Here is a 23670-nt window from a genome sequence, read left to right as displayed (position 1 = left end):
AACCACCACACCAGCGCCCAGGAACCCCTGGCCGCCTAACCAACAACAACGAGAACTGTCTCAAAAACTTGACGAGCGCAAGAGTCCGACCGCAGCGGCCCCGGGTGGGGATGTGGGAGAGCGTGGGGGGAGACGGGTGGGGATGTGAGAGAGCGTGGGGGGAGACGGGTGGGGTTGTGAGAGAGCGTGGGGCGAAAGACGTGGGGATGTGAGAGAGCGTGGGGAAAAACGCCGCAGGATGTGAGAGAGGGATGGGGGTCAGCCGTCGGAGCGGAGCTCGGGCTCCTTCTGCAGCCCCGTCAGTCCGTTCCACGCCAGGTTCACCAGGTGAGCTGCCACCGCGCGTTTGTCCGGCACACGGCTGTCCAGCCACCATTGGCCTGTCATCGCGACCATTCCCACGAGCATCTGAGCGTACATTGCGCCGTCGGCAGCGCTGAATCCGCGGCGGGCGAATTCGTCGGAGAGCAGGTGTTCCACCCGGGCGGTGACGTGGGAGAGCAACGTGGAGAAGGCGCCTTCGGGCTGGGAAGGCGGTGCGTCGCGCATGAGGATCCGGAAGCCGTCGGTGCGGTCTTCGATGTAGCCAAGGAGTGCCAATGCTGCCCGCTCCACCAGGACGCGGGGTTTGGCCTCCGTGCTCAGTGCCTCGGTGATGGAGTCCAGTAGGATCCGGAATTCGGTTTCGACAACCTGCCGGTAGAGGCCTTCCTTGGACCCAAAGTGCTCGTAGATCACGGGCTTGGAGACGCCCGCACTGGCGGCAATTTCTTCAATTGTGGTGCCGTCCAGGCCCTTCGCTGCGAAGAGCGCCCGGCCAATGCCGATGAGCTGGGAGCGGCGCTGTTGTCCCGTCATCCGCAACCGTACAGGGCGGTCTCCCAGGGGCTTGAGGCCGGCTGGGGGCCGGGAAAGTTCAGTGCGCTTGCTCACGTGTCCATCATGCCCTAACCCGCCGCACGGCTGGTCGGGAAGCGCCGTAACAGGGCATCTGGAGACCCGTCGCAGCGGGTCAAGTCGCGAACCATGCAAAGGTCATGGCAAACTAGATTCTTGTGTGTGCATCCCGGTGATCCGGGAAACCGTCAGGCCCTGCCGCCTGGGGGTGCAAGCATGCGCGGTCCGCTCTGGTGTAATGGCAGCACCCCGGCCTTTGGAGCCGTGGAGTATAGGTTCGAATCCTATGGGCGGAACGGTCGGAAAATGCGCTCCACTCTGTACCTGGAACAGCTCGAACGGTGCCTGGGTCCATAGTTGGAATGGCAGCATTCCGAAGCCGGGTTACCCGGGACAAAACCGAGCAAGGAGAGCCAGTACGTGAGCCCCGAAACCACCGGTCCCGCAGCAGTCATCGTCTTGGCTGCAGGTGCCGGAACGCGAATGAAGTCGCGGACTCCCAAAATTCTCCACGAAATCGGCGGCCTCTCCATGGTGGGCCACGCCCTCCTCGCCGCCCGTTCCATCAAGCCTTTGAAGCTGGCCCTTGTTGTCCGGCACGAGCGCGATCGCGTCGCAGAACACGTCTCCGCACTGGATCCGGAAGCCGTGATCGTTGACCAGGACGAGATCCCCGGCACGGGACGCGCGGTGGAGGTTGCCCTCAAGGCCCTCGACGCCGAAGCGGAGCTCACCGGCACTGTGGTTGTCACCTACGGGGATGTGCCCCTCCTGACCGGCGAATTGCTGGGCGAACTCGTGGCCACGCATGAAGCCCAGAGCAACGCCGTTACGGTGCTCACCGCAGTATTGGACGACGCCTCGGGCTACGGCCGCATCCTTCGCGCCGAAGACGGCACAGTCACCGGCATCCGCGAGCACAAGGATGCCAGCGAAGCCGAGCACACCATCCTTGAGGTCAACTCTGGTATTTACGCCTTCGACGCCGCTGTGCTGCGGAATGCGCTGACGCGGGTCACCACTGACAACGCGCAGGGCGAGATGTACCTCACCGATGTCCTCGGCTTGGCGCGCGACGCCGGTGGCCGGGTTGCCGCCGTCGTCACCCAGGACCGCTGGCAGGTTGAGGGCGCCAACGACCGCATCCAGCTTTCCGCGCTCGGCGCCGAGCTGAATCGCCGCATCATCGAGTCCTGGATGCGGGCGGGCGTGACCGTGGTGGATCCCTCCACCACCTGGATCGACTCGACCGTGAAACTCGATGAAGACGTCCGCTTGCTGCCCAATACGCAACTGCACGGTTCCACTACTGTGGCGAGGGACGCCGTCGTGGGTCCCGATACGACGCTGACGGACGTCAACGTTGGCGAAGGGGCCAAAGTGACCCGCACGCATGGCTCAGGTTCCACTATCGGCGCCAAAGCAAGCGTTGGACCGTTCACGTACCTCCGCCCCGGCACGGTACTGGGGGAGACAGGCAAGATCGGCGCCTTCTACGAAACCAAGAACGTGACCATCGGCCGTGGTTCCAAGCTCTCCCACCTCGGGTACGCAGGTGACGCTGAAATCGGCGAGGACACCAACATCGGCTGTGGCAACATCACCGCGAATTACGACGGCGAGAAGAAGCACCGCACGGTGATCGGCTCGGGCGTGCGCACCGGTTCAAACACCGTCTTTGTAGCGCCCGTGACCGTGGGTGATGGCGCATACAGCGGCGCCGGTGCCGTCGTCCGCAAAGACGTCCCGCCGGGAGCCCTCGCCCTTAGCCTGGCCGCACAACGAAACGTCGAAGGTTGGGTGCAAGACAACCGCCCGGGCACTGTCTCCGCGAAGCTGGCGCAGGCCGCGCAGGACTCCCTGCTGACCCCCGCCCCCACATCCTCACAATCTCCAGCAACCACAGAAGAGGGCAAACAGGCATGAGCGAAATTACCGCACACGGCGAGAAGAAATTGATTCTCGCCGCCGGAAGGGCACATCCGGAGCTGGCGCAGGAAATCGCGAAGGAGCTGGAGACCGAGCTCCTGCCCATCGACGCCTATGACTTCGCCAATGGGGAAATCTATGTCCGTTCAGCCGAGAGCGTGCGCGGCACGGATGCCTTCGTCATCCAGGCACACCCGGCCCCGCTGAACAACTGGCTTATGGAGCAGTTGATCATGATCGACTCCCTCAAGCGCGCCTCTGCCAAGAGGATCACGGTTGTTTCACCGTTCTACCCGTACTCCCGCCAGGACAAGAAGGGCCGCGGCCGCGAGCCCATTTCCGCCCGCCTGGTAGCGGACCTGTACAAGACCGCCGGCGCGGACCGCATCATGTCCGTGGACCTGCACACCTCCCAGATCCAGGGCTTCTTCGACGGCCCCGTTGACCACCTGATGGCGATCCCGCTGCTTGCCGACTACATTCGCACCAAGGTGGAGGCGGACAACATCACCGTTGTTTCGCCGGACACCGGCCGCGTCCGCGTGGCCGAACAGTGGGCGGAACGATTGGGCGGTGCCCCGCTGGCATTCGTTCACAAGAGCCGCGACCTCACGGTGCCCAACCAGGCCGTCTCCAAGACCGTTGTTGGCCAGGTTGAAGGCCGCACCTGCGTGCTTATTGACGACATGATCGACACCGGTGGAACCATCTCCGGCGCCGTCCAGGTCCTGAAGAACGCTGGCGCCAAGGATGTCATCATCGCGTGCACGCACGCCGTTTTCTCGGACCCCGCAGCGCAGCGCCTCGCTGATTCCGGCGCACGCGAAGTTGTTGTCACCAACACCCTGCCCATCCCGGCAGAGAAGCGTTTCCCGCAGCTCACGGTGCTGTCCATCGCACCGTTGATCGCGCGCGCCATTCGTGAAGTGTTCGACGACGGTTCGGTCACCAGCCTGTTCGACGGCAAAGCCTGACGCCGGACTGCTGACATCACGGGTCATCCGCCGCCTCCGGGCGTGTGGATGGCCCGTTTTCAGTAATGAAGGTATCCGCTGGTAAGCTCTTGGGGATACCTTGGCGAGGGAGAGCACATCCGGTGCGCGTTTTGAACCGGACTTGCGGGTCTCCGTTATCGACTGGGTCTGCATCTCCTTCGACACAGGCGGGCTTGCTGCTGGATAGCAACGATCGCCGGGCGTAGAAGGTCCACAGACCTCCGCCCTTGCTGATCGACTTGTCCGGAATTTCCCGGACGCCACAGTAATCAAGGAGTACACATGTCTGAGCAGAAGCTCACCGCAGAACTGCGCACCGAATTCGGCAAGGGTTTTGCCCGCCGTGCACGCATGGCCGGCCAGATCCCGGCCGTCATCTACGGCCACGGCGCAGAGCCGATCCACATCAACCTGCCCGGCCGCGCCACCACGCTGGCTGTCCGCGTTTCCAACGCCCTGCTGGCAATCGACGTCGACGGCGAGCAGCACCTGACGCTCGTCAAGGACATCCAGCGCGACCCGGTTAAGCAGATCATCGAGCACGTTGACCTCCAGACCGTCCAGGCTGGCGAGAAGGTTACCGTTGACATCGCCATCCACGTTTCCGGTGAAGTTGCTCCGGGTGCTGTTGCCAGCCTCGAAGCCACCACGGTTTCCCTTGAGGCCGAGGCAACCCACGTGCCTACCGCCGTCGAGGTTGACATCGAAGGCCGTAAGGCTGGGGAGAACATCCACGCATCGGACCTCGTCCTGCCGAAGGGTTCCACCCTGCTCACTGAAGGTGACACCCTGGTGGTCCGTATCTCCGAGACCGCTTCTGAAGCTGAAGAAGAAACCACAGCAGCAGCGGCTGAGTAGTCTTTGACTGCATAAGGCAAACGCCTTTTAAGTGGCCGGGTCCCCTTGGGTCCCGGCCACTTTCTTCTTCCGTCCCACGCAACTCCGGGACCCCCATCGCTGACCCGATTCCCTGACAAGACTCCCTAGGATGAGACCATGACTGACACTTGGCTGATAGTTGGCCTCGGCAACCCCGGCAGTGAGTACAGCAACAACCGGCACAACGTGGGCCAGATGGTGCTTGACGAGCTGGCATCGCGAATGGGCGGCAAGTTCAAGACCCACAAGGCCAGGGCCCAGGTAGTAGAGGGTCGGCTGGGGATAGGCGGACCCCGCGTAGTACTGGCCAAGCCGATGACCTACATGAACGTTTCCGGTGGTCCTGTGGCGGGCTTGAGCAATTTCTTCGACATCGCGCCGGACCACGTTATTGCCGTCCATGATGAGATCGACATTCCCTTCAACACGGTCAAGCTCAAGATAGGTGGCGGTGAGGGTGGTCATAACGGCCTTCGCGACATCTCCAAGGCACTGGCAACAAAGGACTATTTGCGCGTGCGGGTAGGGGTGGGCAGGCCTCCGGGACGTATGGATACCGCTGATTTTGTGCTGCGGGATTTCGCAACGGCCGAGAAGAAGGAATTGCCGTTTCTGCTGGACGAGGCGGCTGACGCGGTGGAACTGCTGGTCAATGAGGGGCTGTTGGCGGCGCAGCAGAAGCATCATGCCGCAAGAACTTGAGCAAATCTTGAGGAAAGCCTGAGGAAAGCCTGATGATTCGAGGCGCCCTTAGCCCTACCAAACTGTCGGCGCCCGGAGGTAGTGTGCATGGTACGCAGGTAAGCGGTGGGGGACTGTCGCGGATGTTGTAGCGAAGGATGCGAATGTCGGCGGAGTTGCTAAACAGAGGCGGTGGAGGCGCAGCGAGGGCTGCGGCTCCGGACCTTGTGGGCGGTCCATCCGATCGGCAAACATGGTCACTGCTGGCCAGGAGCCAGGATCTCTCCCGGGCCACCAAGCACCTCGAGTCCCCGGAATCGTACGGCGTGGTGCTCACGGGCGAACGGGGAATTGGCAAGTCGGGCTTGGCCCGGGCAGTAATTTCTTCCCTTGGCCCCAAAATCCATAGCCTGCAATTGCGCAACACGGTTGCCAATGGCCAGACTCCTTACGGGTGCCTCGGATTCCTCTTGGCGAGGCTGCCGTCCGAGGCCGTCAGTTCGCCCACGGGCATTCTCCACGCGATTACGTCCCTGATCCGTGCAGAAGCTGCGGGCCGCCAGACTGTCTTCATCGTGGACAATGCTGGCGGTATGGATCCCATGAGTACAGGCGTGCTGCTGAATCTGATGGCCACTGGAACGGCAAAGGTGATCGCCACTGTTCAACGCTCCAGCGATCTCCCCGCTGATTTTCATCGGCTTGTGCTTGAGGAGCAACTGGGCGAAGTCCACCTGAATACGCTCAGCGAAGAACAGACGAAGCAGGTTCTCGGTTCGGTACTGGGCCACTATGTCTCCTCCACGCTGGTGGGCTCACTCCACTCCGCCGTCGGTGGGAATCCGATGCTCCTGCACGCGCTGTTGGATGAGCAACGCCATTCCGGCAACCTCGTCCTGAACGATTCCGTGTGGACGCTCAGGGACCGTATCAAGCTTGAAGGCGCCACGGTTGTGGAGGACTTTGTCCGTTCCAGGTTGGCGCGCGAACCGCAGGCCAACCGGACCGTCGTCGAGGTCCTGGCCTGCGCGCAGCGCGCGACACTGGTGGATCTGGCTGCAATCTTTGGCACAGAAGTGCTTGTGGAGATGGAGGAATCCGGGCTGCTCACCGTTGACCGGAACGGCGAGCACTGGGTTTCCCTTCGCGACGCTTACGTCGGTGAGGTTGTCCGGGGCTGGCTGAGTACGCGGCGGCGTCGCGAGCTGAGGTTGATGCTTCTTGGACCCAAGGAGCCGGAGCTGGGTGGGTTGGCTCCACAGGATCTGCTGAGCTACGCCGCCTGGATGCACGCCTGTGAGGACGAACCGTCTCCGTCGCCAGCACATGCTCTGGCAGCAGGACGGGCTGCCCTGGATGATTACGATCCCAACTTTGCCATCCAATGTACGCTGTCACTGGATCCCAAGGACCCCGAGTGGGTGGCGGGGCAGCGACTGAAGTCAGCTGCCTACCTCATGCTGGATCTGCCCCTGCACGCTGCCCAGGCCTTGGATGAGGTGTCAGAGGCGCACATTGCAGCTTTGGACCCCATGGAGTTTGCCGAAGTAACAGCTGCGAAATGCCAGGCCATGACATGGATTGACGGCCGTTCGGCAATGGTGCCCGGCGTGATCACGGCGGCAAGTGAAACCTTGGAGGCCATGGTTTCGAATCCGGAGGCCTACGCGCCGGAGCTGATCACGCGGGCCCGGAACAGGCTCCTTCTTTGCAACTACGAATACCAGGCCTATATGGGCGAGTACGCAGCTGTGGCCGAGGACCTGGAAAAGGAACTGGTCAAGGACCCGGCCGATGACCGGGAACACTGGCTGAAGTCCGCGTTCTGCCTCATGGAAACCCGATGCGTGATGGGCCGGGAACTGGAAGCGCAGCAACTGGCACGTACCGTGTCCCGGCAGCTGGGGAACAATGACAGGCCGGCGCAGTTGGAGGAGTCCTTCGCCCGGGAGGCTTTCGGAGTGCTGTTGCTCTCCGGACAATGGCGGAAATGCATCGAGCTCATGCGGCGGACGCCCTCCACACCTTCGCGCCTGCAGTATCGCGGTGCAATCACCGAACTGGGCGTGGGCCTTGCCTACGCCTACGCCGGAAAGCCCTCCAGCGCGATCGAACCGTTGCGCTCCGACGCCGCCCAGCTTGAGCTTCGCCCGGCCATGAACATGGTCAAGGTTGCCTACGCTGCTACCGCCTTTGCCTATGCACAGCTGGGCAATTCACTCGAAGCCGGACGGTACCTTGACCTGTACCGCACTTGCCGGGGTGTTGGGACATATTTCTCCGAGTCCGTTGCCGAGTTCTGCGCTGAAATGGCAGGGCGATGGATGGGGGACCCGGACGTCAAGCCGCGGCTGCTGGCCAGGGTCCAGCAGGACATCGACAAGCGTCGCTTTACAACGGCCGGGATTTGCCTTTTTGGCGCCACAGTGGAGGGCACGGACGCCGAGTACAAATTGCTGGAGGAAATTGCCGAGAACCGTCAAGGCCCTTTGGCGCAGATCGCCCGCGACCTTGCCCGCGGATCCCTGAAACGGAGTTCGCGTTCTCTCCTGGCTGCCGCCGACGCCGCAGCTGCACTGGATTTGTTGGTGGTGGAAGCCAGGTGCGTGGCCATGGCCTTGGACTTTGCCCGCAATGCCGGTGAAACCACGGCTGCCCGGACCGCGCAGCTTAGGCTTGAGCGTCTGGAACAATCGGTCTCGGCGTTGCCGATCCAACCACGAAGCGACGCACCGGTGTTGACCGAGCGTGAACGGCAAATTGCCAAACTGGCCGGAAAGGGTGTCAGCAATCGTGAAATCGCTATGGATATTGGGGTGTCTGTGCGGACCGTTGAAGGACACCTGTACCAAGTATTTACCAAGCTCGGCGTCTCATCGCGAGGCGAGCTCAATGGTCTCCTGTGAGTTGAGGAGTGTAGTTTCCGTCAACCGGGTGCGTGCCCATGCAGGCTGAGTTCCTTGTTGGCCGGGACGCGGAGTTGGACCTGGCGACTGAAATATTGAGGCAGGAGGGGGCGGGCGCCGTCCTGCTCCTTGCCGACCCCGGCATCGGTAAAACGGCCATGGCCGAAGAGATCGCCGCCCGCTTGGCCGGCGAAATGGTGGTGATGCGGATCCATGGCAGCCCCGCCCTGTCCGCTGTTCCTTTCGGTGTCCTGGCGCCGTATCTCCTGGACCTGCCTGTGGAACAGGCCACGTCGCCAGTGGCTATCCTCCGCGAGTTTTGGTCCCAGTTCGAGAAAAGGCGCGGAAGCGAAGGTGCAAGGCTCCTTTTGGTAGTGGACGACGCCCATGACCTCGATGAGGCCAGCAGCCAGATTCTGGCCGAGTTGGTGACGGCTGGCTGGGCGCGGCTCGTGGCTACCAGCAGGCCACGGCCCGGGTTGCCTCCTGCCCTGCTCCAGCTCTGGTACGACGGCTTGGCAGAGCGCTTCGAACTCCATCCCCTGGAAAAGGAAGAAGTGGCCGAGCTCGCAGGGAAAACCCTGGGTGGGTCGGTCATGGCAAGCACCACAGATGTTTTGCATTCTGTTTCGGAGGGCAACCCGCTGCTGCTCCGTTGCCTCCTGGAAGACTCAAAGGCTGACGGAAACCTGGTGCGCCGAAATGGCGTCTGGTTCCTCACGAGTGCCCTCTCCGGCGCCGGCGAGGGCCTCTCTGAAGTGGTTCGGAACAAAGTCCTGCGAACCAGCGAGGCTGAACGGGAGGCGATGTACATCATCGCCCTTTCCGAACCCGTGCCCGCCGCTGTACTCGACGCGCTTGTGGGCAGGGATACGCTGCGGTCGCTGATGGACAACAGGCTCGTGACTTCCAGTAATGGCGCCGGTAGCCCGGTGAAAATGTGGCACCCGATGTATGGTGAGGCGCTTCGCCACATCGTTTCGCCCGCCCGCAGCCTCCAGATCCGCCAGCGTATGGTCCAGCACCTGCCCGCGGAACCCTCCACGGCGGAGGGTCTGCTTCGAATGGTGAGTTGGGCGCTGGACTGTGGTGCCGACGTCGAGGACGAACAGTTGCTGCGGGCGGCGTTCCTCGCCGCAAAACTCCTGCAGAATCCGCTCGCGCTGCAGGCCGCTGCCAAGGTTCGCTCCGAAGCGCTGCGTCCCCGTGCCCGTGCCGTCATGGCAATGGTCAAATACAACGACGGCGACTACCGCAGCGCGGTGCAGCTGCTCGGGGAAGACGCAGGGTTCCTGGACGCCGATCCGTCCGGGCCCTTGGGTGCCGGACTGCTGTGGGGGGCTGCAAGGTCCGCAATGGGGGACAGCTCGGGTGACATCCTGGCGGACGCTCACTCGGCCGCTGACGCGCTAGTGGCGGGCCGCAACGCCCAGGACCCTGTGGTCCAGCAAATTCGCCGGCATGCTGCAGCTTTGGAATTGGCGGCGCTGGCCCATGACGGCCGCTATGGGGAGCTGCGCGAGGGACTTGCCACGTTCCAGGCCGGTCTTGCCGTGGACGAGCCGGATTTCGTCATGAACCAGCTTTTCCTGCTGGCCATGCAGTGCGAGTTGCTGATGGTGGAGGGCCAGGCGGTGCAGGCATTGGAGATGGGCAGGGAAGCGCTGGTGTTGCTGGATGAACACCATGACGACCTCCTGTACTTCACTGACTTCATCCTGGTCCGCTATGCCTTGGCCGGGTTGGAATCCGGTGACTGGGCGGCAGCCGAAGCCGCGCTGAACCGCTATGCCGCCAGATCCGCCATGGGGCTTATAACGTTCGGTGGCGACATCCAGGCGCTCAAAGGACTGTCCTTGCTCCGGCAGGGACGTTTGGAACAAGCCAGCGCTGTGCTGACGCCCGCGGTGGAGGCCCTCCGTGTGAAGGACCCGCAGAGGTTGCGCCGTCTGGGCAACGCGCTTGCGTTTTATGCTGCCGCCAGGTCAGGAAATAACGAACTGGCCCAACGCCTGTCCGTGGATAGGGTAGTGGTCCCGGCAGCCGGTGGCGCCTATGTTGAAGCCCTGGCTGAGATCTTTACCTTGGCTGCCAAGGAGCATTGGAATAAAGGAACAGGGCTGGAGAAGCTGCGGAGCCTCCCTGATTCCACGCATCTGCATCAACTTCCGGGCGTCCTGCTCCAGAACCTGGTCCTCAGGGCAGAGCTGGGGGACCAGCACGTAATGGACCCGATCCGGGAGACTGCCTCGTCAATGGCTGGGGCATGGGCAGGCGGCTGGCACATGCTGGCGACCGCCCAGGTGGACGGCGCCGGCGATGCTTTCGTTAACGCGGGCAATCTGCTGGCCGCTGGAGGCATGCCAGGGCCAGCGGCCACAGCTTTCGACAAGGCCGCCATCGCCTTTGATGCCGAGGGCAAGCGCCCGGAGGCGCGGCAGGCGGCCGTGCTGCGCGACGTCAGCGAGGCCAGCCTTGGGGACACACAGCTCCACGACCCCCACACCGAGGTAGACCGGTCCGTGCCCCTGACCCGGCGGGAGCAGGATATTGTGGCGCTGGCCGTTTCCGGACTCACTGACCGTCAGATCGCAGAGAAACTCATGGTCTCCGTCCGCACGGTGGAGGGCCACTTGTACCGCAGCTATGCCAAGCTGGGCATCCGCCGGCGCGAGGACCTTGGGGCTGCTGTCCGCAATTGACGCACGGCAATTTGAGTAGCCTCCGACGCCCGCAAGCACCACGTGGACGCGGTATTTCACCCATTACCACCAATCAATGGAGTAACCCGGGCCTTATCCCCGGCGGGACCAAGTAGTGCCCCTCCAAGGTACTGAGTACAACAGAGTATCGGGGCCTGGAAACCGCCCTACTAATCGAGTACCGATTACTGGTGTTCTGATTTCCGGCACGCGGTTAACTGATCTTGGAAGGAAGGAAAGCCCCAAGCATCCCCCGAATTCCATATCGAAATACCGCATCGGTGGTCTCTTTTAGCCGGTGCTCCGGCCGTCGAGAGGCGGTCCGGCCCTGGACGAAGCCGGCGGCGACAGAGTCTTCTGAGACCGAGACTCTCCCCCCAGCCGTCGCCGGCTTCTAGGCCAGGGATCCCGCAAACTCGCGGAAGTCTAAATTCTCCCGGACCAAGGGACTGCTGCTATTGGAGTGCGCATGTTGCCGGACCCCTGGCTGGACCAAGACACTGTCACAGTCGGGCTGAGGCCGCCAACATTCCCGGACCGGAAGCAGATCCTGGATCTGATCCTTTCGGCAGTACCATCTCCTTCCAGCAACGGCATAGTTGTGACCGGCGACAGGGGATCTGGAAAGAGCCATTTGTTGCTCTCCATCAAAGCAGGACTCCCGGACTCCGTGGACGTTCGCACATTCGCCGGCAAACCGGAACTCCAGACAACCGTCTATGGTGCTTTGAGCGCACCAGTAGAGCCCTCCGGCGAACAAACGGCCCTCCCTGGACTTCATGTCCTGCGGGCGCTCACCCAAAGCCTGGGTCCAGCGGAATACCTGTACACACCACCGTTTGCACGGCGTCGAGGCAAGCGTAACCCTGAGCCTAAACGGCCTCCACTGGTCCTCCTCGTGGACGACATCCACTTCGTTGATCCTGCATCCTTGGCGGTTTTGTTGCAGCTGATGCCGGGATTCGGAGCCACCTTGGTGGCGACGGCGGACAGCCGCCGCCCGCTTCCGCCGGATCTGTACCAGTTGTGGGAAGAAGGATTTCTCGAGCAGTACTTCCTGGCTCCCTTTACGTTCAGCGAGGCGCAGGCCCTGTCCGAGGACGTACTGGGCGGAAAGGTTCAAAGGCGCGCCAGCAGTCTTCTGGCGGCGATGTGCGGATTCAACGTAGGACTCCTTTGCCTCGCCATCAAGGATGCACGCAACGCCCACCTCCTGGTGGAGCGCGACGGTTACTGGACCATGGACGTACGGGCACATTGCCAATGGCCAGGGGTGGTTGAGCATGTCCGGGCCGACATCTCCCAGCATGCTGCGGAAGAACTGAAGGCGTTGGAGGTTATTGCGCTCGCCGAGCCCCTGGCCTTGGATGTTGTTGAGCACCACTTCGGCCAGAAAGCCGTGGAACACCTTCTTGACTCACACGACATCCGGGTGCTGCCTGGAAGGCCACCGCTTGTCCGTACGAGTTCATGGCTGAGGGGCGAGGGCATCCGGCTGTCCGTTCCCCACTCGCGCAGCACGGCCCTCCGGCTTGGCATCGAGGAGCCGGGACTCACGGCGGATTCTGCACCCGCAATGCTGAGGTGGATGACCTGGACGCTCGATTGCGGGCTGAGCCTCTCCGACGAACTCATCCTCGCCGCAGCGCCTGCGGCTGATAAACCGTCCACCGCTGAGTTGGCCATCCGGGCTTCCGTGGGCATCAACGGTTCAAGTCACCGGAATGAAGCCAGGATGCTCCGTGCCCGGGCACTCATTGCCGAAGGACAGCTCAAAGAAGCAGCACCGGAGTTGCGTGAACTGGTGGGCGCAGGAGTGCAGGCGGAGGTGCAGGCCGAGGCTGCTTCCCGGTTGATGGGCCTCAGCCTGTTGGGAGCGGCCTCACCCATGCCGCCAAAGCCCGACGGCGGGTCGCAAGGGCTGGAGGAACCCTCAGATCCAGCCTCCCGGGTCATGTGGAATGTCCATGAGGCCGAACAGCTCCTGCTGTCCGGTGACGCTCCACAAGCGTTGGAAAAGTCTTCCGCTGCCTTGGCCGCCATCAATGCCGATCCGGCGCTGGAAATGTTCCGGCCAGGGGTCCTCCTCCGCCACGTTTTCCACCTGCGACACAACCTGTCATGGAGCCAGGTGGACGCCCTCCTGGATTGCCCGTGGGCCTACGCGGTACCAGCGCACCTGGCCTGGTGCCTGGAAGTAGCGCGGGGATATGCGCAGCTCAGCCAGGGCCTTCCCCGGCCCGCCTTGCGAACGCTGGAACCAGTTGTGGCTGAACTGCACGACGCCGGCCTGCCGCCGGTTCTTCAGCTGGCATCGGCAATGCTGGCGTACTCCGCTGCGCTGTGCGGTGATTCGGAGCAGGCCATGGCAAGGGTGCAGCAGAGCTTGGTGGCGGGAAAGGACGCAGCCAGTGAAACCCCCGCCAGCCCAGCCCACAACAGTCCCGCCCACGCCGGCCCAACTCGTGAAGGCCTGTCTGATCAAGGTCTGTTGCCCCAGCTGAGCGCCCTGTTCGTGGCGGCTGCGCAGGATAAGGTTTCGCGCAAACCGAGCCACTTGTTTGCGGTAGCCGAGGCATTCCATGACCAGCAAAGTCCTTTGATGGAAGCCGAGGCGTTGACCCTCATGACGCTCAACGCAAGCAAGTCCGCCGTCGAGGACCTCGTGGTGCAGCGCCGCCTTGGTGAGCTTGCCGCCTCGTTGCAGGGGGCCCGGGCGGCGGCGATGGGAACCTTCGCATCGGCTTTGCTGGGTAATGATCCCAAGCTGCTTGAGTCCGCCGGCAAGAGTCTCTCTGCAGACCGGCAATTCGCAGAGGCGGCCCTCTGTTACGCCCGGGCGGCCAGCGGCTACGAAGCAAGGACCCGCAGTGCGGCTAGCCGCCGCGCCTGGACCTTGATGGAGCGGCTGCACGGGGCTTTCGACAGCGACGTTGCTCCGCCACTGGGATGGCTGCCCGGTACTGCAGGGCACTGAAGTACCGCAAGCCACTGACGTGCTGTACGGCACATCTCCGGGGACGTCGGGCCGTGGGATAATTGAGTGTCCCCGAAGGATTTCCAAGGAGTGCCCCTTGACAGTCGTATCAACTCCCGCCTCATTGCAGCAGTCCGTGGTTCCTGCCATGGACAATGCGGAGGTGTTGCGGATCCGGAACGACTTCCCCGTCCTGGACCAACTGGTCAACGGCAAGCCGTTGATCTATCTCGATTCCGGGGCCACGTCCCAGAACCCCTTGAGCGTGATCGAGGCCGAGCAGGAGTTCTACGAGCAACGCAACGCCGCAGTACACCGTGGTGCACACCAACTTGCGGTGAGCGCGACTGAGGCCTTTGAGGATGCCCGCCAGACGGTGGCGGACTTTATCGGCGCCCAGTACGAGGAAACCGTGTGGACGTCCAACGCCACAGAGGGCCTGAACCTCATTAGCTACGCTCTGTCCAACGCCGCTTTGTGGGCTGCGCAGGGCCGTGGCAGCTCAGCGTTGAAGGAGCTGGGGATCGGCCCCGGCGACGAAATCGTGGTCACGGAGATGGAGCACCACGCCAACCTGATCCCGTGGCAAGAGCTCGCCTTCCGGACCGGAGCCACACTCAAATACATTCCCATCACCGATGATGGCACCCTTCGCCTGGACGCCGCAGCAGAGATCGTGGGGGAGCGCACCCGCCTGCTGGCTTTCACCCACGCCTCCAACGTTCTGGGCACCATCAACCCCGTTGCCGAACTCGTGGCTCTCGCCCGACGTGCGGGGGCGTTGGTGGTCCTGGATGCTTGCCAGTCAGTGCCTCACATGCCCATTGACGTCAAGGACCTGGACGTCGACTTCGCTGTGTTCTCGGGCCATAAGATGTTGGCCCCCACGGGCGTCGGCGTCTTGTACGGCAAGCAGGAACTCCTGGATGTCCTTCCGCCGTTCCTCACAGGTGGTTCCATGATCACTACTGTCACCATGGAGCGCGCCGAATATTTGCCTGCCCCCCAGCGCTTCGAAGCCGGAACCCAGCGCATCTCCCAGGCGGTTGCCCTTGCCACTGCCATGAACTACTTGTCCGAAACCGGGATCGACCGCATCCATGGTTGGGAAGCCACGTTGGGTCAGCGCCTGGTCAAGGGACTTGAGGGCATCGACGGCATCCGCGTGGTGGGCCCTGCTTCTGGTGCGGAACGCATCGGACTGGCTGCTTTCGACGTCGCCGGTGTCCATGCGCACGACGTCGGCCAGTTCCTTGACGATCGCGGCATCGCCGTTCGCGTCGGCCACCATTGCGCCCAGCCACTGCACCGCCGCTTGGGGCTGACTGCTACTACCCGGGCAAGTACGTACCTTTACAACACCACGGACGACGTCGATGCCTTCCTTGACGCCGTGTCTGGCGTTCGGGCCTATTTCCAGGCCTGACCCACGCGGCCGAACTGCAGCCGCTCCCCACACACTTCCACGAACGGGTAACCAGCACCATGAGTCTTGACCAGCTGTACCAGCAGATCATCCTGGACCACTCCAAGCAGCGGCACGGCAGCGGGCTCGCGGGCACAGAAGTCCCAACGGGCACGTCAACCGGGCAATCCCATCAACTCAACCCGGTCTGCGGGGACGAGGTAACGCTCCGACTGGCTGTCGCCGATGGAACGGTCAGGCAGATCAGCTGGGACGGTGAAGGCTGTTCCATCTCCATGGCGTCGGCTTCAGTGTTGACCGACCTCGGCGAGGGAATGTCGGTAGAGGAATTGCACGCCGTGATCGATAACTTCCGTGAGGTCCTCCGCTCGCGTGGAAAGGTGCAGGCGGATCCAGAGATTCTGGGAGACGCTGCCGCGTTCGAAGGTGTGGCCCGCTACGCCGCCCGGGTTAAATGCGCCATGATTTCGTGGGTTGCTGCGGAGGACGCGCTGAACCAGGCGACGGCCTAGCAGCCCATCGAGCAGGGCGGAGCAGCCCCGCGCTAGGCGCGGCTGAAGACGTCAGGTACGCCGTCGCCGTCGTCGTCCCGTTGTTCTTCTGCCTGAACCAGACGGTACCGCCGGTTCCGGGCCCTGAGCACGACGGCGGCCAGCAGCGCCGCGATCAGGGAACCTGAGAGGATGGCCACCTTGGCGTGGTCATTGTGTGCAGATCCGGCGCCGAAGCTCAGCTCGCCGATCAACAGGGAGACGGTGAACCCGATTCCGGCAAGCAGTGCCAACCCAAAGAGGTCGATCCACGCAATGCTGGAATCCAGGCTCGCACGGGTGGTTTTGGTCACCAGGAACGTGGTACCGAAGACGCCTACGGCCTTGCCTATTACCAACGCCGCAACAATTCCCACGGCCACCGGATCACTGAGCGCGGCCCGCATGCCGTCGAACCCGCCCAGCGCCACCCCTGCGGAGAAAAACGCGAAGACAGGCACGGCGAATCCCGCGGAGAATGGGCGCAGCCGGTGCTCGAAGTGCTCAGCGAGCCCTTCCTCCGGCTCACCCTTTTTCCCGCTGTTGAAGACCGGAACCGCAAAGCCCAGCAGCACCCCGGCCACGGTGGCATGGATGCCGGAGGCATGGACGAAGCCCCATGTGGCCAGGGCCAAGGGGAGCAGGATGTACCAACTGCGGATCCGCTTCTGGACCAGGAACGTGAAAAGGGCCAGCGGCACCAGCGCGGCCAGGAGCATGAGGGGCTGGATCCCGGTGGAGTAGAAGAAAGCGATGATGCCGATGGCGATGAGGTCGTCCACTACCGCGAGAGTCAGCAGGAAAGTCCGGAGCGCGGCGGGAAGGTGTGTGTTGATAACGGCAAGCACGGCCAGGGCGAATGCGATGTCCGTAGCCGTGGGAATGGCCCAGCCTTTGAGCGTCTCCGAGGCGGAGCCGAGGTTGAAGAGGACGTAGATCAGGGCAGGAATAACAACTCCACCAACGGCGGCGGCCACCGGTACAACGGCGCGGGCCGGTTTCCGGAGTTCCCCGGCAACGAACTCCCGTTTGAGTTCAAGGCCTGCGAGGAAGAAGAATACAGCCAGCAGGCCGTCGGAGGCCCAATGCCCGACGCTGAGCTGCAGGTGCCAGGGTTCGTAGCCTATTTTGAGGTCGCGTAATGCGAAGTAACCGTCAGCGGCGGGGGAGTTTGCCCAAATCAGCGCAATGACGGTGGCGGCCAGAAGGAGAGCGCCGCCCACGGTCTCTGTTCGAAGGATCGAGAGGATCCGGCGGTACTCGGGGTAGCTGGAGCGGCTGAAAACAATGGTGGTCAGGGGTTGTTTGGCCACGGTGGCTCCTGTGGGTCGAGTAGTCAAGGGCAGGCATCGCAAAGACACCGCCGACCAGACTTCCCGGCACACCAAAGTCCATTCTACCCAAGTGAGTCGCAGCAGTGCGCGCTATGAGCTCTCAAAACGCGCACTGCTGCGACTTACTTGGGCGAAACTTAGGCGAGAAGCCCCGTGATCCCGATGACCGCCGTCGCTAGTCCCAGCACCATGGAAATGGACACCAGGACCACGTGGACGGTCAGGAACCTTGTGGCCTTCCCGGCAGCGTCGCGGGCCCGGGGGTCCTTCATGACGCGCTTCAGGAACTGCGGCCATACAACCAGGGACCATACGCCGGCAACGATCAGGACCCAGCCCAGAATGGCGGGGAGCTGCATGCTAGTGGCTTTCGAGCCAGGCCTGCGCCTGCTGGGACTGGATGTTCAGGGCCTTGCCAACCATCGGTTCAGCAGCATCGGCAATCTTGCCGCCGAGGAATGGAACCGACGAGGAAACGTTGCCCTCGAGCTCGATCCGGGTGTTCGCGCCTTCAGCCACGAGGCGCTGGACGGCCGTGACGTCAAGCGGAGCGCCGGAGACCTTCAAGGCAATCTTGCTGGCGCGGGAGCCGTCTGCTGCGGGCGCCTCCCACTGCTCGGTCTGCGTAACGGTCAGGCGCTCGCCCACGAACTTGCGGGCAATATCCGGCAGACGGGTAGTGGGCAGAGTACGAACCGTGGTGGTGCTGAAAGCGCCAGCAGGGTCGCCGTCGATCGTGAACGATTCCAGGGAGCCGCCCACCAGTTCGCTCGTGTGACGCAGAAAGTCTTCGTCGACAAAGACGGCCGCTACTCGGTCAACGCTGTGCGGCAGGGTGGTGGATGCACTCAGGGCCATGGGTCCTCCGTGGATATGTTGGTGGTGAAGCTCTTCTAGCTCCCAACATCCTACGGGGTGTCCGTGGCCACAGCGGAAATGTCCCAGCCATCAACGGGCCCTGAGGGAGGGGTAGGCTGGAATGACCCGGCATTCGTTCGAATTTCCGGGCATTTGTGTTGCCTGCCCTTGGACCCACCCTAGGAGTTTCAGCCATGAGCCTCAACGGTCTGCGCCGCGCACTGGCGGAGGACAAGACTTTTGCGCGCGTCCGAACTGAGGCTCAGCGGGCCTTTTCGGCCCGGAGCACCGACTACCAGATCAGCGCCCCTACCGGTATGCGGGCAGTTCTCCTTGCAGAAATGGCCGATGGCCTTGCTGCCCAAGGAGCCGACGCCGCGAACGCCCCTGTTGTGCTGGCAGTCACCGCCACCGGGCGTGAGGCCGAGGACCTGACAGCGGCACTCGCCTCCTATCTCCCCGCGGACTCGGTGGCTACTTTCCCCAGTTGGGAAACCCTCCCGCACGAGCGGCTCTCGCCGCGTTCGGACACCGTAGGTCGCAGGCTCTCCGTCCTGCGCCGCCTGACCCACCCTGAAACCTCGACGGCGGCACCCTTGCGTGTGGTGGTTGCTCCGGTTCGCGCCGTTGTCCAGCCGATTGTTGCCGGTTTGGGCGACCTCGTTCCCGTAACGCTGCAGGTAGGGCAGGAACGCTCGTTCACCGATGTTGTCCGGGCCCTCTCCGACGCCGCCTATGCCCGGGTTGACATGGTGACGCACCGAGGTGAATTCGCGGTTCGCGGCGGCATCCTGGATGTTTTCCCTCCCACGGAGGACCATCCCATCCGTGTGGAGTTCTTCGGCGATGAAGTTGACCAAATGCGGTGGTTCGCTGTGGCCGACCAGCGTTCGCTGTCCGCTCCCGGGATCCACCACCCCACGGAACTGCACGCCCCGCCGTGCCGTGAAATCCTGATCACGCCCTCCGTCATGTCCCGTGCTGCCAAGCTCAAAGCCGATATGCCGGCGGCGGCTGACATGCTGGAGAAGATCGCGGGTGGCATCGCCGTTGAAGGTATGGAGTCCTTGGCTCCGGTCCTGGTGGATGCCATGGTCCCGTTCGTGGACCAGCTTCCGGCCGGGTCCTTGAGCGTGGTCATCGAACCGGAAAAGGTGCGCACCCGCGCGCACGACCTCGCTGCTACCAACGAAGAGTTCCTGGAAGCTGCTTGGTCAACGGCGTCCGACGGCGGTTCCGCGCCCCTTGATCTGTCGTCCCAGGCATCCACTGACTTGCACGCCGCGAGCTTCCGTTCCCTGACAGACACCCGATCCGCCGCGTTGGAACACGGAGTGTCCTGGTGGTCCATCACCTCGCTCGCAACGGACGAGGACTTGGTGTTGGACATCGACGTCCTGAACCTCCATGCCCGGGAGCCGCGGGGTTACCAAGGCGAGGTCGCGGAAATGTTGGACTTCATTGGCTCCCGTGTCCGGGAGCAGTGGCGCTTGGTTGTTGTTACGGACGGACCGGGACCGGCCCAGCGCCTGGTTGAGCTGTTCCACGACGCCGACATCCCCTGTGCACGCGTGGACTCGCTGGATAAGGATCCGCAGCCGGGCATCATCGAGGTGACCACCGCCGCCGTCGGGCGTGGTTTTGTCCTTGACGGCCTCAAACTCGGCCTTTTGACTGAAGCGGACCTGCTGGGCCGCGCCACCGCCAGTTCCACCAAGGACATGCGGCGCATGCCGTCCAAGCGGCGGAATGCCGTGGACCCCTTGCAATTGCACGCAGGTGACTTTGTGGTTCATGAGCAGCACGGAATCGGGCGGTTCGTGGAGCTCATTCAGCGCAAGGTGACCGGTACGTCGTCCTCCGACGCGGGGCTGCGTGAATACTTGGTGCTGGAGTACGCAGCATCCAAGCGCGGTGCTCCGGGCGACCGCTTGTTTGTCCCCACGGACCAGCTGGATCAGGTCACACGCTACGTTGGCGGGGATGCCCCTGCGTTGAGCAAGATGGGCGGTGCCGACTGGGCCAGCACCAAGTCCAAGGCACGCAAGGCCGTCAAGGAGATCGCCGGAGAGCTGATCCGGCTGTACTCCGCCCGGATGGCCTCCCGCGGCCACGCCTTCGCACCGGACACTCCGTGGCAGCGTGAGCTCGAGGAAGCCTTCCCGTATGTGGAGACCCCCGACCAATTGACCACCATCAACGAAGTCAAAGCGGACATGGAGCGGGAAATCCCGATGGACCGCCTCGTTTCCGGCGACGTCGGCTACGGCAAGACCGAGATTGCAGTCCGAGCGGCCTTCAAAGCTGTCCAGGACGGCAAGCAGGTAGCGGTCCTGGTGCCCACCACGCTGTTGGCCCAGCAGCACTACGAGACCTTCACCGAGCGTTTCTCCGGATTCCCGCTGCGGGTGAAACCCCTTTCGCGGTTCCAAAGCGGCAAGGAAGCAAAAGAAACCGCCGAGGGCGTTAAAAGCGGCGCGGTCGATGTTGTGATCGGTACTCACCGGCTTCTGTCCAAGGACTTTGAGTTCAAGGACCTGGGGTTGGTGATCGTGGATGAAGAGCAGCGCTTCGGTGTGGAACACAAGGAAGCACTGAAGAAGATGCGCACCAACGTGGACGTGCTGGCTATGAGCGCCACGCCGATTCCGCGTACCTTGGAAATGTCCCTGACGGGTATCCGCGAGACGTCCACGCTGGCAACCCCGCCGGAGGAACGCCACCCGGTACTCACCTATGTGGGTCCCTTCACCAACAAGCAGACGTCAGCGGCCATTCGTCGTGAGCTGATGCGCGAAGGGCAGGTGTTCTTCGTGCACAACCGCGTGTCCTCGATTGAACGAATTGCCGCACAGATCCGCGAGCTGGTCCCCGAGGCCAGGGTGGAAGTGGCGCACGGCCAGATGTCCGAGAGCCGCCTTGAGAAGATCATTGTGGACTTCTGGGAGAAACGGTTCGACGTCCTGGTCTGCACCACCATCATTGAAACCGGGCTGGACATCTCCAACGCCAACACCCTGATTGTGGACGGCGCCGACAAGTACGGACTTTCGCAGCTCCACCAGCTCCGCGGCCGCGTTGGTCGTGGCCGTGAACGTGCCTACGCCTACTTCCTCTATCCTTCGGAAAAGCCCTTGGGCGAGGTGGCCCTGGAGCGGCTCAAAGCTGTGGCGGCGCACAACGAGCTCGGCGCCGGCATGCAGTTGGCTATGAAAGACCTCGAAATCCGTGGTGCCGGCAACCTGCTGGGCGGTGAGCAATCCGGACATATCCAGGGAGTGGGCTTCGACCTTTACATCCGGCTCGTGGGCGAGGCTGTTGCCGAGTACCGCGGCGAGGCCGAGGAAAAGGCAGCCGAGATGAAGATCGAGCTGCCCGTCAACGCCCACTTGCCGCATGATTATGTGCCGGGTGAGAGGTTGCGCCTGGAGGCCTACCGGAAGCTGGCCGCGGCGGTGACCACCGAGGCCATTGATGAGGTCCTCGCCGAACTCGTGGACCGCTACGGTGAGCCGCCGCTGCCCGCGCAGAACCTCATCGCCGTGGCCCGCTTCCGGGTGGGGGCCCGCGAGGCCGGCCTGTCCGACGTCGCGCTCCAAGGCAACTTCATCCGCTTCTCGCCGGCGCAATTGCCCGAGTCCAAAACCATGCGCCTGAACCGCATGTACCCCGGTTCCCAGGTCAAGCCTGCGTTGGATGCTGTGCTGATCCCCAAGCCCAAAACGGCCAGGATCGGTGGCCGTGATCTGCAGGACGCCGAGATCCTCCAGTGGGCCAACAACGTGATCGAAGCGATCTTCTCAGATGTACCCGTAAAGGCAGGCTAAGCGAATGATGGGAGGACACCACGCCGCGTCGGGAGCCGCGGCGTGGATTGCCATTGCCTCGACCGGCCCCTACGCCTTGGGCTGGTATCCGCTGGACTCCACCGGCATCCTGATCGGAGCCATGGCGACGGCGGGCACCGCCTTGGTGTGCGACTGGGACCACCGGCACAGCACCATTGCGAATTCGCTGCCGCCGCTTTCGAATGTCATTGCAGTGGGAATCGAGAAAGCCAGCGGAGGGCACCGGCAAGGCACACACTCGCTGTTGGGAGCCTCGGCCTTTGTAGTGCTGGCAGCCATGGCAGCTCAATTTCAGATGATCACACCGGCAGGGAAGCTCTCTGTTGGCGCTGGTTTGCTGTGTATGTTCATGATCAACCTGGCAGCTAAGGCTTTGAACCTGTTTCCGAAGTCCGGCTGGATCACCAACTGGCTGTTCGCTGTGCTGATGGCTGGCCTGGTTACCTGGTTTGCACCGGATCAATGGGGTTGGTTGCCGCTGTCAATGCTGACGGGCGTCGTGGTCCACATTGTGGGGGACATGATTACGGTCGGCGGTGTGCCTTTGCTGTGGCCAATCGTGATCAAGCCACCTAAATTCCTGCGGAAATCGCTGATCAGTGGCATCTGGCGGGCCAACGGTGCTTTCTCCATTCCCTTGCTGGGCAAGGCAGGCTCCCGGCGGGAGTGGCTGGTCCTGATACCCGTCAGTGGATACGCCATGGTGGGAATGGGGGCAGCGGGTTGGGCTCTGGCCCAGCAACATTGGCCCGGAGTGCTTGCGGCATTCGGCGGTGTGATCCAGGCCCCTTGATCGGGATGCCAAGTTGGCGTCATGTCTCGCGGCCTGTGCCCACTCCCTTTACGAGAAAACGAACTTTTGCGTTTTCACGTATACGGAGGTTCAGATGGCTGTGCTCCACTCACGCAGTATGCACGTCGGCAGCAGGGGAAGCCTTCGGGCACTGCGACATGTGGATTCTCTGCGTCGCTCCCTGGTTGATCTTGAAGTCATAATTCCGGCCTACAATGAGGCCGGACGGATTCCCAATACCCTGCTGCAAGCCGTCGATTTCCTGGCAAGTCAGCCCTGGTCGTCTCGAATCGTGGTGGTGGATAACGCCAGCGTTGACGAGACCGGGGCTGTAGTCCGCCGTATTTCGCGCGAGACAGGAAGCCGTGAGACCGGGAGCACCGTCCCGATTTCCGTGATCGGGTGTTCGCGTCGCGGCAAGGGGGCAGCTGTCCGCCGGGGCCTCCTCAGCGGTACGTCACGTTTCACCGGATTCTTTGATGCCGATCTGGCCACACCCTTGGATACGCTGACTGCTGCCATGTCCCACCTCGAAGAGGGTGCTGCAGCAGTTATTGCCTCGCGCCACGCGCCGGGTTCCACCCTGGTTCGTCCGCAACAACTGGGACGCCGCGTCGGCGGTACTGCTTTCCGCGCACTAACTAAGTCCAAAGTGAAGGGCATCTTCGATACCCAGTGCGGCTTCAAATTTTTTGAGCGGTCCTCGCTGACGGCTGCCATGGTCCAATGCCGCGCGACGGGATTCGCCTTTGATGTGGAGCTGCTTCTGAGGCTGCAACACCAAGGGGCCCGAATCATCGAACTGCCTGTCGCCTGGACTGACGGAGAATCGTCAACCTTCCGGCCATTCCACGACGGAATCGCCAGTTTTGCCTCCGTGCTTCAACTAGAGAAATCGATCCTATGACCAGTGCT

Annotated in this window: 16 protein-coding genes and 1 tRNA gene; 13 read left to right on the top strand and 4 right to left on the bottom strand. The window is 62.8% G+C overall.

All coding sequences use genetic code 11. The features are described 5' to 3' along the window. Nucleotides 1–258: 258 nt before the first annotated feature. Entirely contained in the window at nt 259–858 is a 600-nt protein-coding gene (locus tag AB4Y87_RS21605) for a TetR/AcrR family transcriptional regulator (protein WP_442006309.1), read from the bottom strand. Between the two features lie 263 nt (nt 859–1121). Between AB4Y87_RS21605 and AB4Y87_RS21600 the strand changes: the two genes are divergently transcribed. From AB4Y87_RS21600 to sufU, 10 genes are all read left to right on the top strand, one after another. Next, nucleotides 1122–1193, top strand: a tRNA-Gln gene (locus AB4Y87_RS21600). A 124-nt stretch (nt 1194–1317) separates the two neighbouring features. Continuing rightward, entirely contained in the window at nt 1318–2823 is a 1506-nt protein-coding gene (gene glmU, locus AB4Y87_RS21595) for a bifunctional UDP-N-acetylglucosamine diphosphorylase/glucosamine-1-phosphate N-acetyltransferase GlmU (RefSeq protein WP_442006308.1), read from the top strand. Beyond that, entirely contained in the window at nt 2820–3800 is a 981-nt protein-coding gene (locus AB4Y87_RS21590; protein ID WP_159697849.1) for a ribose-phosphate diphosphokinase, read from the top strand. Before glmU ends, AB4Y87_RS21590 begins: the two co-directional genes overlap by 4 nt. Before the next feature lie 303 nt (nt 3801–4103). Continuing rightward, entirely contained in the window at nt 4104–4679 is a 576-nt protein-coding gene (locus AB4Y87_RS21585) for a 50S ribosomal protein L25/general stress protein Ctc (protein WP_442006307.1), read from the top strand. Between the two features lie 138 nt (nt 4680–4817). Then, nucleotides 4818–5402, top strand: coding sequence for an aminoacyl-tRNA hydrolase (gene pth, locus AB4Y87_RS21580; protein WP_442006306.1), 585 nt, complete (start codon nt 4818–4820; stop codon nt 5400–5402). Nucleotides 5403–5545: 143 nt separating this feature from the next. Then, nucleotides 5546–8287, top strand: a complete 2742-nt coding sequence (locus AB4Y87_RS21575) for a LuxR C-terminal-related transcriptional regulator (RefSeq protein ID WP_442006305.1) — start codon at nt 5546–5548, stop codon at nt 8285–8287. Between the two features lie 38 nt (nt 8288–8325). Continuing rightward, nucleotides 8326–10989, top strand: coding sequence for an AAA family ATPase (locus AB4Y87_RS21570; protein ID WP_442006304.1), 2664 nt, complete (start codon nt 8326–8328; stop codon nt 10987–10989). A 469-nt stretch (nt 10990–11458) separates the two neighbouring features. After that, nucleotides 11459–13966, top strand: coding sequence for an AAA family ATPase (locus AB4Y87_RS21565; protein ID WP_442006303.1), 2508 nt, complete (start codon nt 11459–11461; stop codon nt 13964–13966). Nucleotides 13967–14063: 97 nt separating this feature from the next. Continuing rightward, nucleotides 14064–15392, top strand: a complete 1329-nt coding sequence (locus AB4Y87_RS21560) for a cysteine desulfurase (RefSeq protein WP_442006302.1) — start codon at nt 14064–14066, stop codon at nt 15390–15392. Between the two features lie 59 nt (nt 15393–15451). Beyond that, nucleotides 15452–15904: a Fe-S cluster assembly sulfur transfer protein SufU gene (gene sufU, locus AB4Y87_RS21555; protein WP_442006301.1), complete on the top strand. Its 453-nt coding sequence runs from the start codon at nt 15452–15454 to the stop codon at nt 15902–15904. Nucleotides 15905–15936: 32 nt separating this feature from the next. Here sufU and nhaA read toward each other — a convergent pair whose 3' ends face one another. From nhaA to AB4Y87_RS21540, 3 genes are all read right to left on the bottom strand, one after another. Then, the gene (nhaA, locus tag AB4Y87_RS21550) at nt 15937–17235 is read right to left on the bottom strand and encodes a Na+/H+ antiporter NhaA (protein WP_442006300.1); all 1299 of its coding nucleotides are present in this window, start codon (nt 17233–17235) and stop codon (nt 15937–15939) included. Nucleotides 17236–17393: 158 nt separating this feature from the next. Then, on the bottom strand, nt 17394–17615 hold the full coding sequence (locus tag AB4Y87_RS21545) for an SCO4848 family membrane protein (protein WP_442006299.1): 222 nt from the start codon (nt 17613–17615) through the stop codon (nt 17394–17396). Between the two features lies 1 nt (nt 17616). Then, nucleotides 17617–18114, bottom strand: a complete 498-nt coding sequence (locus tag AB4Y87_RS21540) for a DUF2505 domain-containing protein (RefSeq protein ID WP_431119148.1) — start codon at nt 18112–18114, stop codon at nt 17617–17619. A 194-nt stretch (nt 18115–18308) separates the two neighbouring features. Between AB4Y87_RS21540 and mfd the strand changes: the two genes are divergently transcribed. The 3 genes from mfd to AB4Y87_RS21525 all read left to right on the top strand — a co-directional run bounded on the left by mfd (nt 18309) and on the right by AB4Y87_RS21525 (nt 23662). After that, nucleotides 18309–21941 carry a transcription-repair coupling factor gene (gene mfd, locus AB4Y87_RS21535; RefSeq protein WP_442006298.1) on the top strand — a complete coding sequence of 1211 codons (3633 nt, stop codon included), beginning with the start codon at nt 18309–18311 and terminating at the stop codon, nt 21939–21941. A 4-nt stretch (nt 21942–21945) separates the two neighbouring features. Beyond that, nucleotides 21946–22755 (top strand): metal-dependent hydrolase, encoded by an 810-nt coding sequence (locus AB4Y87_RS21530; RefSeq protein WP_442006297.1) that lies wholly within the window; start codon nt 21946–21948, stop codon nt 22753–22755. 94 nt (nt 22756–22849) lie between these two features. Then, nucleotides 22850–23662: a glycosyltransferase gene (locus AB4Y87_RS21525; protein ID WP_442006296.1), complete on the top strand. Its 813-nt coding sequence runs from the start codon at nt 22850–22852 to the stop codon at nt 23660–23662. Nucleotides 23663–23670 lie beyond the last annotated feature (8 nt).

The organism is Paenarthrobacter sp. RAF54_2, assembly GCF_052113945.1.
Taxonomy (GTDB): domain Bacteria; phylum Actinomycetota; class Actinomycetes; order Actinomycetales; family Micrococcaceae; genus Arthrobacter.
The sequence above is the reverse complement of the archived record's forward strand: the minus strand, read 5'-3'. Positions and strand labels throughout refer to the sequence as shown.